The 13,324-nt window shown below is 59.7% G+C and carries 13 protein-coding genes and 2 pseudogenes; 14 read left to right on the top strand and 1 reads right to left on the bottom strand.

Features of this window, described 5'->3' with window-relative positions; genetic code table 11:
• Nucleotides 1-803: 803 nt before the first annotated feature.
• From SS05631_RS30260 to SS05631_RS30240, 5 genes are read left to right on the top strand one after another with little or no spacing between them, the layout of a single operon-like run.
• The gene (locus tag SS05631_RS30260) at nt 804-1,430 is read left to right on the top strand and encodes an acyl-homoserine-lactone synthase (protein ID WP_037427079.1); all 627 of its coding nucleotides are present in this window, start codon (nt 804-806) and stop codon (nt 1,428-1,430) included.
• Between the two features lie 10 nt (nt 1,431-1,440).
• Entirely contained in the window at nt 1,441-2,418 is a 978-nt protein-coding gene (gene trbB, locus SS05631_RS30255) for a P-type conjugative transfer ATPase TrbB (RefSeq protein ID WP_015633597.1), read from the top strand.
• Nucleotides 2,408-2,791 carry a TrbC/VirB2 family protein gene (locus SS05631_RS30250; RefSeq protein ID WP_034859524.1) on the top strand — a complete coding sequence of 128 codons (384 nt, stop codon included), beginning with the start codon at nt 2,408-2,410 and terminating at the stop codon, nt 2,789-2,791. The genes trbB and SS05631_RS30250 overlap by 11 nt, the downstream gene beginning before the upstream one ends.
• The gene (locus SS05631_RS30245; RefSeq protein ID WP_010875429.1) at nt 2,784-3,083 is read left to right on the top strand and encodes a conjugal transfer protein TrbD; all 300 of its coding nucleotides are present in this window, start codon (nt 2,784-2,786) and stop codon (nt 3,081-3,083) included. The genes SS05631_RS30250 and SS05631_RS30245 overlap by 8 nt, the downstream gene beginning before the upstream one ends.
• Nucleotides 3,084-3,093: 10 nt before the next feature.
• On the top strand, nt 3,094-3,366 hold the full coding sequence (locus SS05631_RS30240) for a conjugal transfer protein TrbE (protein WP_066004106.1): 273 nt from the start codon (nt 3,094-3,096) through the stop codon (nt 3,364-3,366).
• 199 nt (nt 3,367-3,565) lie between these two features.
• Here the strand turns inward: SS05631_RS30240 and SS05631_RS30235 are convergent, their stop codons facing one another.
• The gene (locus SS05631_RS30235; protein WP_037427716.1) at nt 3,566-4,588 is read right to left on the bottom strand and encodes an IS110 family transposase; all 1,023 of its coding nucleotides are present in this window, start codon (nt 4,586-4,588) and stop codon (nt 3,566-3,568) included.
• 80 nt (nt 4,589-4,668) lie between these two features.
• On the opposite strand from SS05631_RS30235, the pseudogene SS05631_RS30230 reads away from it, so the two are divergent.
• From SS05631_RS30230 to SS05631_RS30190, 9 genes and pseudogenes are all read left to right on the top strand, one after another.
• Nucleotides 4,669-6,900, top strand: a pseudogene (locus tag SS05631_RS30230) (conjugal transfer protein TrbE); the annotation flags it as partial.
• Nucleotides 6,872-7,675 carry a P-type conjugative transfer protein TrbJ gene (trbJ, locus tag SS05631_RS30225; protein ID WP_037426300.1) on the top strand — a complete coding sequence of 268 codons (804 nt, stop codon included), beginning with the start codon at nt 6,872-6,874 and terminating at the stop codon, nt 7,673-7,675. The pseudogene SS05631_RS30230 and the gene trbJ, both read left to right, overlap by 29 nt.
• On the top strand, nt 7,672-7,869 hold the full coding sequence (gene trbK, locus SS05631_RS30220) for an entry exclusion protein TrbK (RefSeq protein ID WP_037426303.1): 198 nt from the start codon (nt 7,672-7,674) through the stop codon (nt 7,867-7,869). Before trbJ ends, trbK begins: the two co-directional genes overlap by 4 nt.
• Nucleotides 7,863-9,038 (top strand): P-type conjugative transfer protein TrbL, encoded by a 1,176-nt coding sequence (gene trbL / locus SS05631_RS30215; protein ID WP_037426305.1) that lies wholly within the window; start codon nt 7,863-7,865, stop codon nt 9,036-9,038. The genes trbK and trbL overlap by 7 nt, the downstream gene beginning before the upstream one ends.
• Before the next feature lie 23 nt (nt 9,039-9,061).
• The gene (locus SS05631_RS30210) at nt 9,062-9,724 is read left to right on the top strand and encodes a conjugal transfer protein TrbF (RefSeq protein WP_014858038.1); all 663 of its coding nucleotides are present in this window, start codon (nt 9,062-9,064) and stop codon (nt 9,722-9,724) included.
• Nucleotides 9,725-9,741: 17 nt separating this feature from the next.
• Nucleotides 9,742-10,553, top strand: a pseudogene (gene trbG, locus SS05631_RS30205) (P-type conjugative transfer protein TrbG).
• A gap of 3 nt (nt 10,554-10,556) precedes the next feature.
• Entirely contained in the window at nt 10,557-11,003 is a 447-nt protein-coding gene (gene trbH / locus SS05631_RS30200; protein WP_014858040.1) for a conjugal transfer protein TrbH, read from the top strand.
• A gap of 11 nt (nt 11,004-11,014) precedes the next feature.
• Nucleotides 11,015-12,310, top strand: coding sequence for an IncP-type conjugal transfer protein TrbI (trbI, locus tag SS05631_RS30195; protein WP_037426308.1), 1,296 nt, complete (start codon nt 11,015-11,017; stop codon nt 12,308-12,310).
• Between the two features lie 301 nt (nt 12,311-12,611).
• On the top strand, nt 12,612-13,322 hold the full coding sequence (locus tag SS05631_RS30190; protein WP_010875419.1) for an autoinducer binding domain-containing protein: 711 nt from the start codon (nt 12,612-12,614) through the stop codon (nt 13,320-13,322).
• The last annotated feature ends 2 nt before the right edge of the window (nt 13,323-13,324 follow it).

Here is a 13,324-nt window from a genome sequence, read left to right as displayed (position 1 = left end):
TGCAGGGGAACTCTCGAATAACGGTTTTTCGGCCCGAGAACCGACATAATCGTTATTATGTGCGATTCTCGCCGACTGACAAGGAATATAGAGTTAACAAAGGGTTTATACCGCGTCCCGAGCAGCCCCTGCTCGCCGGCAAAACATGCGTGTTTCTCCTTCATTCTTAGGCACTTAGATAGCCGCTTGCGCTCCGCCAGGCGCCAGCACTTTTCCAGGGGAGAAATACGGCCGTTCGCCTGGCTACCAAACGTCACCGCGAAATAGCGGTCGTATTGCTCCCCGCGACTCACCCGACTCAGCCTTGGTGAATATATTCGAGTTCTGAGTTGCTGCGGTTGCCCGGAAAGAGAGCCGGGGCACATAACTTTACTGCCAACTTCTTCATTGGGCCCAACAACTGGTTCTGCTCGACTTGCTTTCACCATCTGTCCCTCTCGGCGGCGTACTGTCCGTTACAGGCCATGCCCCGCAAAAATAGAAGGTGATTCTTCCTGACCGTCCAGAAGATTGGGATTGACAATGGGTTGAAAAGACCCTGCCTGGCTCAGGTGAGCCGAAGGATTACTTTCGCAAATTTGTATTTGTCCGCTGAGGGTTAGACGCGGATCACGGCCGTCTATGGACACGAATTGTTCTCCTGTGAATCCTACAAGACGCAAGTGGGGCTTCGGGTCTGCAAAGGCAGACGTGACGCGACGCAACGCCCGACGCGTTCCAGGGAACCTTGTAGGATCCTACAACTGCCACTCGAATCCGATTCGTGCTGATTTCCCCGCGGTCCAACAACGACGGAGAAATTCATGCAGATTCTCGCGATCTCAAAGCCGCGAAATATCGAAGAAGCCCAACTTCTCCGCAGCCATCACCAACTGCGCGCCCGCGTCTTTTCCGATCGTTTGGGCTGGGAAGTCAATGTCGTCGGAGGCTGTGAGTCAGATACTTTCGACGATCTTCAACCCACCTACATCCTAGCCGTATCGAGCAACGATCGAGTGGTTGGATGTGCTCGCCTACTGCCTGCGCTCGGCCCCACGATGGTGGCCAACGTTTTCCCCTCGCTCCTTTCTGCCGGTCACCTCGACGCTCATTCCTCCATGGTCGAGAGCTCGCGCTTTTGCGTGGACACCTTCCTTGCTGAGAGCAGGGGAGACGGCTCCATTCATGAGGCGACGCTCACAATGTTCGCGGGGATCATCGAATGGTCGGTGGCAAACCGCTACACCGAAATCGTCACGGTGACGGATCTTCGGTTCGAACGGATCCTCGCCCGCGTCGGTTGGCCGCTTCAGCGCATTGGCGAGCCAAGGCCGATCGGAGCGACCGTGGCCGTGGCGGGCACTCTGCCGGCAAAGGCAGACACATTCATGAGGCTCCGCCCCGCCAACTACCGCTCTCAAATCATCAGCACTTTTGGCCAATCAGCGTAAGGAGAAATCAGTGGAACAGCTTCGCTCTCATCCTCGCCTCGTCCGCAAGCTTCAGGAGGCGCTTGGCGACCAGCTCTGCGTTGCTTTGGACGATAGTAACGTAGTCGAGATAATGCTGAATCCCGATGGTAAGCTGTTCATAGAACGGCTCGGGCACGGCGTCGCGCCCGCTGGCGAGATGTCGTCGGCTGCGGCGGAAATGGTGATCGGGACGGTCGCTCATGCACTCCAATCCGAAGTGGACACCGAACAACCCATCATTTCCGGTGAGCTTCCGATCGGCGGACATCGTTTCGAGGGTCTATTGCCGCCAGTGGTCGCGAAGCCCTCCTTCACAATCCGTCGTCGGGCATCTCGCCTGATCCCACTCGACGACTATGTCCGCTCCGGTGTGATGACCGAGGCCCAGGCTGCGACGATCCGCAGCGCCATTGACTCACGCCTCAACATCATCATTTCCGGTGGAACTGCCTCCGGCAAAACGACGCTCGCAAATGCAGTAATCCATGAGATCGTAAGGAGCGCGCCGGAAGACCGGCTCGTCATCCTCGAAGACACCGCCGAAATCCAGTGTGCGGCCGACAACGCCGTGCTTCTTCGTACCAGCGATACGGTTGACATGGCGCGGCTGCTCAAGAGCACGATGCGCCTGCGTCCCGACCGAATAGTCGTCGGCGAGGTGCGCGATGGTGCTGCCCTCACCTTGCTCAAGGCATGGAACACCGGACATCCAGGCGGCGTGGCAACAATCCACTCGAACACGGCGACTTCCGCGCTCCGGCGCCTGGAGCAGCTGACGGCCGAAGCAAGCCAACAGCCGATGCACGAGGTGATCGGGGAGGTTGTCGACCTCATCGTTTCCATCGAGCGTACGCCGCGAGGCCGGCGTGTGCGCGACATCATCCAGGTCGAGCGCTTCGCCAACGGCCGATACGAGATCGAATCCGACCAACTCACCGAAGAACGGGAGGCGCGGCATGTCGCGTAAGAATGAATTTATCTCCATCGCGCTTCTTGCTTCGCCACTCATTTTGGCGTCGGTAGCACCGGCACTGGCCAGTTCAGGCGGCAGTCTGCCCTGGGAAGGACCGCTCGAGCAGATCCAGGAGTCCATCACGGGGCCAGTCGCGGGCTACATAGCACTTGCGGCAGTCGCGATCGCCGGCGGCATGCTGATTTTCGGCGGTGAGCTGAACGATTTCGCGCGGCGGCTGATGTATGTCGTGCTTGTTGCCGGCATCCTCCTCGGCGCCACGACCATTGTCGGGCTGTTCGGCGCGACCGGCGCTTCGATCGGCCTGACCAATGATCGCGTCACTTCGACGCGCCCGAGTGCAGAAGGGGAGGGGGCACATGGCTGAGGCGCTATCCGAACGTTACCGCAATCGCATTCACCGTGCGCTCTCCCGGCCGAACCTCCTGATGGGCGCGGACCGGGAACTGGTTTTGATCACCGGGCTTGCCGCGGTCATCCTGATCTTTGTGGTGCTGACTGTCTACTCGGCGCTCTTCGGGGTTGTCGTGTGGATCGTGATCGTCGGCTTGCTCCGCATGATGGCGAAGTCCGATCCGCTGATGCGGCAGGTCTATGTCCGGCACATTTCCTACAAACCCTACTACAAGGCGACCACCTCTCCGTGGCGGCGGTATTGAGGAGGCTGGTATGGTCGCGCTCAAACGGTTTCGGGCAACCGGCCCATCCTTCGCGGATCTCGTCCCCTATGCCGGCCTGGTCGACAACGGCGTGCTTCTGTTGAAAGACGGAAGCCTGATGGCCGGCTGGTATTTTGCCGGGCCGGACTCCGACAGCGCCACAGACTTCGAACGCAACGAACTATCGCGCCAGATCAACGCAATCCTGTCGCGGCTCGGAACCGGCTGGATGATTCATATGTGGACGCCCCCTATGGCAAGGGCTTTTTGTCGGGTGGTTTGATCGGTTGCTTTCATATGTCCGGCCTGTTTGTGCGGTATGAAGTTTGACCGCTGGCCCTGATGGAAATCCGCCGATGAGGACCCTGATCAAGCTGGCGCGCGTTTGAAGCGCATTGAATCAGACGGGTTGGCCTCACCATTGGCTCGATCGTTACACATCATCGACTGCCGTTACCAATTCCGGTTCTCTGGGATTGAACTCAGGCGATCATTTCATGGGCCCGATAGGCTTCCTTGCGGGTCAGCACGACCCATGCGATCCGCGCGAGTTTATTGGCGAGGGCAACGGAGACCAGCCTGAACGGCTTTTTCTCCAGGAGCTTTCTGATCCAGTTCGCCAGGGGCGTTGCCTTGTCCTTCGTATGACGGATAACGGCGGTGGCGCCGACGACGAGCAACCTCCGCAAGTATCGGTCTCCCTGCTTGGAGATGCCGCCGAGCTGGGTTTTTCCTCCGGTCGAACACTGCTGCGGCGTCAGGCCGAGCCAGGCGGCAAATTGCCTGCCGGAGCGGAATTGCTCGGGATCGGTGACGGTGGCGGCGACCGCCGTGGCTGTGACTATGCCGAGGCCGGGGATAGCGGAAAGCCTGCGACTGGCCTCGCTGTCGGCATGCCAAGCGAGAAGTTGCTGATCCAGCGCAGCGATCTCATCGGTAAACACCAGGATCTGCCGGATCAGAATGTCCAGCGTGGTCCGGGCATAGGAGGGCAAGCTGCTCTCGCCAGACAGCGCTTGCTGCGCCAACTTTGCCAGATTGGCAATGCCTGGATTGGCGACAAAGCCGAGTTCAGCCAGATGCGCCCGCAACGCATTTGCGACCATGGTGCGTTGGCGAACGAGCAGCGACCTCGCGCGATGCGTCATGAGAATGCTCTGCTGCGCCACCGTCTTCACAGGCACGAACCGCATCGTCGGGCGCTGCACGGCTTCGCAGATTGCCTCGGCATCCAGCGCGTCGCTCTTGCCGCGCTTCACATAGGCCTTCACGTACGATGGGGGAATGAGCCGAACCTCGTGCCCCATGGCGGCGAGCGTCCGAGCCCAATGGTGCGCTGTGCCACACGCTTCCATTCCGATTAGGCAGGGTGGCAGCTTCGAGAAGAAGGGCAGCATCTGCTTGCGATGCAGCCGTTTCACCAGCACGGTGCCGCCTGCCTCATCGACACCATGCGCCTGAAACACGCTCTTGGCCAAATCCAATCCAACGGTCGTGATCTGCATTGTCAACGCTCCTCTTATTGCTGCGGGGTAACTGGCCGGCATCATAGCGGCAACCGCCGGCGCGGGGGCGTCCACATCATCAAGTCGAAGCCGCCCGTATCCCGACGTACGATTATCCCTCGGAAGTCCGCTGCCATTTCCCCGATGCTGTGACGCGCGCAATTGACGCTGAGCGACGGGCGCATTTCGCGCGCGAGCGAGGACATTTCGAAAGCAAGCATGCGCTCATCCTGACCTATCGGCCGTCGGAGGCCAAAAAGACAGCGCTCAGCAAATACATCTACTCGGACGAGGAGAGCCGTAGGAAGACCTATGCGGACACTGTGCTCTTCATTTTCAAGAACGCCATCCGCGAGATCGAGCAGTATTTCGCCAACACCCTTTCGATCCGGCGCATGGAAACGCGCGAGGCCGCCGAGAGGGGAGGGGAGCGTGTCGCCCGCTATGATGAACTGCTGCAATTTATCCGATTCTGCATCACCGGCGAAAACCATCCGATCCGATTGCCAGCTGCTCCCATGTATCTCGACTGGATCGCGACCGCCGAACTCGAGCATGGTCTGACGCCGAAGGTCGAGAACCGATTCCTCGGTGTCGTGGCGATCGACGGGCTCCCCGCCGAGAGCTGGCCGGGCATCCTCAACAGCCTCGACCTCATGCCTTTGACGTATCGCTGGTCGTCGCGCTTCATCTTCCTTGATGCGGAAGAGGCGCGTCAGAAGCTCGAACGCACGCGCAAGAAGTGGCAGCAGAAGGTCCGGCCGTTCTTCGACCAGCTATTTCAGACGCAAAGCCGGTCGGTCGACCGGGACGCCATGACAATGGTGGCCGAAACCGAAGATGCCATCGCGCAAGCGTCTTCGCAGCTTGTCGCCTATGGCTATTACACACCCGTGATCATTCTCTTCGACAGTGATCGCGAAGCGCTGCAGGAAAAAGCCGAGGCTATCCGCCGGCTGATCCAGGCCGAAGGATTTGGGGCGAGGATCGAAACGCTCAACGCGACCGAGGCCTATCTCGGGAGCTTGCCCGGCAACTGGTATTGCAATATCCGCGAACCGCTGATCAACACCAGCAATCTCGCCGATCTCATTCCGCTGAACTCCGTGTGGTCGGGAAGCCCGGTCGCACCTTGCCCTTTCTATCCTCCCAATTCTCCGCCACTGATGCAGGTTGCAAGCGGTTCGACACCGTTCCGGCTGAACCTGCATGTCGACGACGTCGGCCACACACTGATCTTTGGTCCGACGGGGTCCGGCAAATCCACGCTGCTGGCGCTGATCGCGGCACAGTTCCGACGCTATGATCGTTCCCAGATCTTCGCTTTTGACAAAGGAACCGCGCTCCTACCGCTGACGCTGGCTGCCGGGGGCGATCATTACGAGATCGGCGGCGACAATGCGGAAGGGCGTAAGGCACTGGCCTTTTGTCCGCTGTCGGATCTCGAAAGTGACGCCGATCGGGCTTGGGCCGCGGAGTGGATCGAGATGCTGGTCGCTCTGCAGGGTGTCACTATCACGCCCGATCATCGCAATGCCATGTCCCGCCAGGTCACCCTCATGGCCAGCGCTCCCGGGCGATCGCTCTCCGATTTCGTGAGCGGCGTGCAGATGCGCGAGATCAAGGACGCGCTGCATCATTATACGGTCGACGGCCCAATGGGTCAGCTTCTCGACGCCGAACAGGATGGCCTCACCCTCGGCGCCTTCCAGACCTTCGAAATCGAGCAGCTCATGAACATGGGCGAGCGGAACCTCGTCCCGGTGCTGACCTATCTGTTTCGGCGCATCGAAAAGCGGCTCGATGGATCCCCGAGTCTGATCTTGCTCGACGAGGCCTGGCTGATGCTCGGCCATCCAGTTTTCCGCAGTAAAATCCGGGAGTGGCTGAAGGTGCTACGCAAGGCGAATTGCGCTGTCGTGCTTGCGACCCAGTCGATCTCGGATGCCGAGCGGTCCGGAATTATCGACGTCCTGAAGGAGTCCTGCCCGACGAAGATCTGCCTTCCGAATGGGGCCGCTCGCGAACCCGGGACGCGCGAGTTCTACGAACGGATCGGCTTCAACGAGCGGCAGATCGAGATCGTTTCGAACGCCACTCCCAAGCGCGAATACTATGTCGTCACCCCTGAAGGCCGGCGGCTTTTTGATATGGTGCTCGGTCCGGTGGCGCTTAGTTTCGTTGGCGCATCCGGCAAGGAAGATTTGAAGCGCATCCGAACACTTCATTCCGAATACGACCGCGACTGGCCGGTCCACTGGCTTCAGATGAGAGGAGTTCACGATGCCGCGTCGCTGTTCAATGTCGAATAAATTGCTCGCCGGTCTGGCGGTCGTCGCCGTAACGGTCGGCACAGGCGAGCCGGCCGGTGCCGGCACCGCCACTGGCGCCGCAACCGAGTGGACGCAGGTTCTCAACAATGGGGAGCTGGTTGCCCTGGTGGGGAAGTCCAATGAGCAAATTCAGAACCAACTCACCCAGATCAGCCAGCTCGCACAACAGATCGAGACGCAGCTGAACATCTATCAGAACCTGCTCCAGAACACGGCGACGCTTCCGTCTCATATGTGGGGGCAGGTCGAGCGTGATCTCAATCGGCTCCGCAGCATCGTCGATCAAGGTCAGAGCATCGCCTTTTCCATGGGCAACGCCGACGACGTACTGCAGCAGCGGTTCCAGAGCTATGCAACCCTCAAGACCAACCTGCCAAGGAATGAGACATTCTCCTCGACTTATGAAACCTGGTCGGACACCAACCGCGATACGATTGCCAGCACGCTGAATGCGGCGAGCCTCACGGCCGATCAGTTCGACAGCGAGGAAACGACAATGTCCTCGCTGCGCTCGATGTCAGAGACCGCTGACGGGCAGATGAAGGCTCTGCAGGTGGGCCACGAAATCGCGGCCCAACAGGTCGGGCAGATGCAAAAGCTCCGCGGCCTTGTCTCGCAGCAGATGACCATGATGGGAACCTGGCTCCAGACGGAGCAGACCGACAAGGACCTGGCGCAAGCACGGCGGGAAAAATTCTTCAACGCCGACGTCAAGAGCATTCCGGAAGGTCAGAAAATGGAGCCACGCTGGTGAGCCGCGCCGCTATCATTGCCTTAGTGATCCTCGTCGCTGCGGTTTCGACCACAGCGACAGCGCTGATCGTCAACTCCAGAGCCTCCAACCCATCCGCACCTGAGGAGCAACGCACCGCCAAAGAAAAATTCTTCGGCGCGGGGAAGGCGCTTCCGCCGATCAAGGATGGTCAGGAGATGGGTCCAAGATGGTGAAGATCAGTCTTGCACGTTCGTTGCTGATTGCAGGCTTGGCTTATGTCGCCTTCGAGGCACGCGCTTTCGCGCAGGAAGGACTAGTCCTCACGGAGTTGGAGAACCACATCTCGGCAGCCGCGAAAGGATGGGAAACCACCATCCTTGACGCGGCGAAATCGCTGTTTTGGATTTTGGCCACCATCGAGATCGGCATCGCAGCCATCTCGCTGGCGCTCCAGGCGGCTTCGCTCGACAGCTGGTTTGCTGAGCTTGTCCGGCGGATCATGTTCGTCGGATTTTTTGCTTTCGTTCTGACGCAGGGCCCGACCTTCGCGCGCGCCGTGATCGATAGCCTGTTCCAGATCGGCGCTGGCGGGGGCTCGGCATCCCCCGCTGAAATCTTCGACGCTGGCATTCGGGTCGCCTCACAAATGTCGCAGCAAGCCCAGTTCGGCGTCTTCGAGGACAATGCGCTCGCAATCGCTGCGGTGCTGGCGATGGGTGTCGTGGTCATCTGCTTTTCGCTGGTTGCAGCAATTTTCGTGTCGGTCATGGTCGAGATGTATGTCGGCCTGCTCGCTGGCATGATCATGCTTGGGCTTGGCGGTTCCTCTTTCACGAAAGACTTCGCTGTCCGATATCTTGTCTATGCCTTCGGCGTCGGCATGAAACTGATGGCGCTCGTGATGATAGCTAAGATTGGATCGCAGGTCCTCTTGGGCCTGGCGAATGCTCCAACCGCGTCTTCCGACCAATTTGTCACGACCCTGGCGATCGCCGGCATCTCCGTCGTGGTTTTCATCATCGCCATGTACGTGCCGAGCATCATCCAAGGTGTAGTGCAAGGCGCCTCGGTTTCCGGGGGGATGGAAACGATCCGTCACGGCGGCCAGGCGGCATCCTTCGCCGCCGGCGCTGGGTTCCTCGCGGGCGGCGCCGCGAGAACGGGTTTCACGGCCGGTCAGTCGGCACGAGCGGCGGGTTCATCCCTCGCCGGCGCGGCGCTTCGGGGTTTCGGCGCGGGGATCGGATCCGCCAGCAGTGCTGCTGGTTCTGCCGCCAAGGAAAAGGCGATCGGTTCACCCGGCGCCTATGCCGGATCAATCCTCGGCCTCGCCAACGCCAAGCTCGATGAGAGCCGGGGCGGTCATAGCGGGCACAAGCCACCTCCCGAACGCAAAGACTAACAGCAATCAGAAAGTGATAGACGATGGCAGCGAACCGCGCCCCCGAAAACCCCTATCTTGCCGCGCGGCAGGAATGGACGGAACGATACGGATCCTATGTGCGAGCCGCCGCGGCATGGCGCACAGTCGGCATTCTGGGCCTGGCCATGGCCGTAATCGGTTTCGGATATGCTATGTATCTCAGCACCGAGGTCAAGCTCGTGCCTTACATCGTCCAGGTCGACAAGCTTGGCACGTCGGTCACGACCGGTTTCCCCGAACAGATTGAATATGCGGATGTGCGGGTAGTGCGCGCCACGCTCGGCAATTTCGTGACCAGCTTCCGTTCGATCACGCCGGACGCCGCGGTGCAGAAACAATATATCGACCGCACCTACGCGCTCCTTCGGACCTCGCATCCATCGACGGAGAAGATCAACGCCTGGTTCCGAGGCAATTCGCCATTCGAGAAGGCGAAAACCGCAACGGTCGCGATCGAAGTCAACAACATCGTGGCGCTCTCAAACCAGACCTATCAGATCGACTGGACCGAATACGAACGGGACCGCAAGGGCAAGGAGATCGGCACGCGCCGGTTCCGGGGCATCGCGACGGTGACACTCACCGCGCCGCAGGACGAGGCAACCATCCGCCTCAATCCAATCGGCCTTTATGTCCGGGATTTTGACTGGACAGCGCAGCTTTAAGGGCAGGGGAATTCTCAATGCACAGAACCGGATTGATCGCAGCCGCCGGCTGCCTGGCAACACTCGTCTTTGCGAGCGCCGCTGAAGCGCAGAGCATGACCACCAATGAGGTGAAGGGCACCAGTATTTCGAGGAAATGGCGCGGCACGGCCGGGTTGGTGACGACTGGTCCCGACGGCAAGGTCATCTTCCTGTACGGCGAGACGCAGCCGTCGGTCGTCTGCTCGCCCTTGCAGGTCTGCGATATCGAATTGCAAGGCGGCGAAATCGTCCGTGACGTTCTCGTTGGCGATAGCGTGCGCTGGAAGGTCGAACCTGCGACATCGGGTGCCATAGGCGGGCAGGCGATCCACCTGATCGTCAAGCCATCGGAGCCCGGACTTGTGACCTCGATGGTGGTCACGACGTCGCGCCGCACCTATCACATCCAGCTGAAATCCCATCCGAGCCAGTATATGGCCCGGGTCGGTTTCGAGTATACGGAGGAGGTTCGACGAAGCTTGCTGACATCAATTCAAGGCTCGAGACCGGCGGCATTCCAGGAACGGCACCCGACAAGCCGAACTTCTCCTACTCGGTCAGCGGGAGCGCGCCGTGGAAGCCGAAACGGGTCTATTCGGACGGCGCAAAAACCTACGTCCAATTCTCGAAATCGATCTCCGGACAGGACGCGCCGGTGCTCTTCGTCGTCAGCGGCGGCCAAAACCGCATCGTCAACTACCGCATGAAGAATGACATGATGATCGTGGACTACGCGGTCGACAAGGCGATCCTCGTCTCCGGCGTCGGCTGGCGGCAGCAGAAGATCACTATTCGGCGGGGAGGCTGAACGATGCGGAAGCTTCTGATCTCCTTCGTTACGGTGGCTATTCTTTCCGGCTGCCAAACGGCCGAGGACGGGCTGACGACCAGTTCCACGCCAACCACCGTCACCGGGCCCGCGGCGAGCGCGATTGCCGGCGATATGGCAAGCCGGCTCGCCGAGCAGATCGGCCCGTCTGCGACGACGACCATCAAGATCGAAAAAGACTCGTCGGATTTCGCGAGCGCGCTCGAGGCGGCGCTGAAAGGCTGGGGCTATACGGTCGTGACTGATGGCAAGGTCGGCAGGGTCGGCAAGGACGTGAAACTGGTCGAGCTCGGCTATTCGATCGACGGTGTTGACGGTCAGGTGCTCGCGCGACTTTCGACGCCCTCTATCGCGCTTGGCCGGGCCTACTCGGCAACGGCAGCGGGTGCTGTGCCGGCAAGTCCGCTTTCCATCATGCAGCGCAACTGACGGAGACAGATATGGTCCAGTCTCTGCGGCTTGGTGCCGCCAACGAGACAGAAGATCAGAACGGCATGCGCCGTCTCAATCGCCTGCCGATCATCGTCGCCATCGTCATCGTTGCGCTGTTCGTCGGCGTCGTCGTCATCGGACTGGCATGGCGCGGTCTTCCGTTCAACCGCAACAATGATATCCACAGCGCATCGAATACCCCGGCAACGAATTTCGGCGACCAGCTCAAGCGCGGCGTCACCGACGGTATCATCGGCGAGCCGGTGGAACGGGAAGCGTTTCAGCCGACGCCCGCCATGAAACAGAAGGTCGACAAGGAACCGACTGTCGTCGACCGGCCTACGGAACCGGAAGAGCGACGCCCGCGGCTCGAAACGGAGGAAGAATGGAAGGCGCGCCTGAAGCGCGAGCAGGACGAACAAATTATCCGCGAGGTCCGGCGGCAGCGGATGGCCCGGCTGCAGGCACGAGCAACCGCTTTGGACTCGCCGTTGAAGGTGGATATTTCCGATGTCGAGAAAGTAGCCAGGAACGCCAGTGACACCGGTCAAAATCCCACGGCAGCAACCAACAATGCGTCGGACCTCTACGCCGCCGCCATGAAATCGGGGATCATGGGCGAGAACCTCGATCCGAACGCCCAGGCGTCGAAGGAGGATTTCTTCAACCAGGACATCAAGGATGTTGGCTACCTCCCAAATCGGGTCGTGCCGCAGATGTCGGTCTATGAGTTGAAGCGCGGCTCGGTCATTCCCGCCACCTTGATCACCGGCCTCAATTCCGACCTCCCGGGTCGCATCACAGCGCAGGTCAGCCAGAATGTCTATGACAGCGCCACCGGCTACCGGTTGCTTATCCCGCAGGGCGCCAAACTGTTCGGGCGCTATGACTCAAAGGTCTCGTTTGGCCAGGAGCGCGTTCTCGTCGTCTGGACCGATCTCATTTTCCCAAATGGATCGACCCTGCAGATTGGCGGTATGGCTGGCACGGACGCCGAGGGCTATGGTGGCTTCAAGGACAAGGTCGACCGGCATCTCTGGCGCACTTGGAGTTCGGCAGCGCTGATCGCGCTGATTGGGACCGGAATCGACATGTCGATGCCCGAGAGCTCGACGCTGGCGACACAGGATACTGCCTCAGACGCCGTACGCCGAAACTTCGCTGAATCGTTCGGCCGGGTGGCTGAGCAGACCATATCGAAGAACCTGAACGTCCAGCCAACAATCCGCATCCGACCCGGCTATAAGTTCAATGTCCTCGTTGACCAGGACATCATCTTTCCGTCCGCCTATCGTGACAATTAGCGGCGCAGGGCCCACAGATCTGATCTCCGTATCTGCCGCTGGTTGGCGCGCGGTGTGGCGCTACAATCACTGCAGCGCAAAACCTTTCCTCACTTGTACATTTCTAGGCCGACGTGGCTTGAAAGCTGCATCTCCACAGGTAGTGCTAATGTACACGGTCCGAGGGAATACTCCGCATGCTGTATTAACCTGCGGTTGCCGCAAAAAGTAATTGTGTGCGTAAATCGCAGTCATGACCCGATTGCCCTAACGGCCGCTCGTTTCGCAAAGGACGAGCTCGGCGGTCAAGAAGATAGGAGAGATGTCCGTGAACGGAAACCTTCGCTCGCTCATCGATATGCTGGAAGCCGCGCAAGATGGGCACATGATCAAGATTGCTCTTAGAAGCTTCGCGCATTCCTGCGGGTATGACAGGTTCGCCTACCTGCAAAAAGACGGCACCCAGGTTAGGACGTTCCATTCCTATCCCGGACCATGGGAAAGCATCTACCTTGGTAGCGACTATTTCAACATCGATCCCGTGCTGGCGGAAGCAAAGCGCCGGCGGGACGTTTTTTTCTGGACCGCCGACGCTTGGCCTGCCCGAGGATCGTCTCCTCTTCGGCGGTTTCGTGACGAGGCAATCAGCCACGGCATTCGCTGCGGCGTCACCATTCCCGTGGAGGGAAGCTACGGATCCGCGATGATGCTGACCTTCGCATCGCCGGAAAGGAAAGTGGACATTTCGGGCGTGCTCGATCCCAAAAAGGCAGTTCAATTGCTGATGATGGTGCACTACCAATTGAAGATCATTGCGGCGAAAACGGTGCTTAATCCCAAGCAAATGCTGTCGCCGCGCGAGATGCTTTGCCTGGTGTGGGCTTCGAAGGGAAAAACTGCGTCCGTAACCGCCAACCTCACTGGAATCAATGCCAGAACCGTGCAGCACTATCTCGATAAAGCACGTGCAAAGCTTGACGCGGAATCAGTGCCGCAACTCGTTGCCATTGCCAAGGATCGCGGCCTGGTCTGAGT

Origin of the sequence: Sinorhizobium sp. CCBAU 05631 (assembly GCF_002288505.1) — a bacterium.
GTDB classification, from domain to species: Bacteria; Pseudomonadota; Alphaproteobacteria; order Rhizobiales; family Rhizobiaceae; genus Sinorhizobium; species Sinorhizobium fredii_C.
This window is presented reverse-complemented; position numbering and strand designations above follow the sequence as displayed.

Excerpts from the sequence above, each read along its gene's own strand:
- SS05631_RS30260 (WP_037427079.1), top strand. The coding sequence starts at position 804 with ATGCAGATTCTCGCGATCTCAAAGCCGCGAAATATCGAAGAAGCCCAA.
- SS05631_RS30250 (WP_034859524.1), top strand. The coding sequence starts at position 2,408 with ATGTCGCGTAAGAATGAATTTATCTCCATCGCGCTTCTTGCTTCGCCA.
- SS05631_RS30245 (WP_010875429.1), top strand. The coding sequence starts at position 2,784 with ATGGCTGAGGCGCTATCCGAACGTTACCGCAATCGCATTCACCGTGCG.
- SS05631_RS30240 (WP_066004106.1), top strand. The coding sequence starts at position 3,094 with ATGGTCGCGCTCAAACGGTTTCGGGCAACCGGCCCATCCTTCGCGGAT.
- SS05631_RS30235 (WP_037427716.1), bottom strand. The coding sequence starts at position 4,588 with ATGCAGATCACGACCGTTGGATTGGATTTGGCCAAGAGCGTGTTTCAG.
- trbJ (WP_037426300.1), top strand. The coding sequence starts at position 6,872 with ATGCCGCGTCGCTGTTCAATGTCGAATAAATTGCTCGCCGGTCTGGCG.
- trbL (WP_037426305.1), top strand. The coding sequence starts at position 7,863 with ATGGTGAAGATCAGTCTTGCACGTTCGTTGCTGATTGCAGGCTTGGCT.
- SS05631_RS30210 (WP_014858038.1), top strand. The coding sequence starts at position 9,062 with ATGGCAGCGAACCGCGCCCCCGAAAACCCCTATCTTGCCGCGCGGCAG.
- trbH (WP_014858040.1), top strand. The coding sequence starts at position 10,557 with ATGCGGAAGCTTCTGATCTCCTTCGTTACGGTGGCTATTCTTTCCGGC.
- trbI (WP_037426308.1), top strand. The coding sequence starts at position 11,015 with ATGGTCCAGTCTCTGCGGCTTGGTGCCGCCAACGAGACAGAAGATCAG.
- SS05631_RS30190 (WP_010875419.1), top strand. The coding sequence starts at position 12,612 with ATGTCCGTGAACGGAAACCTTCGCTCGCTCATCGATATGCTGGAAGCC.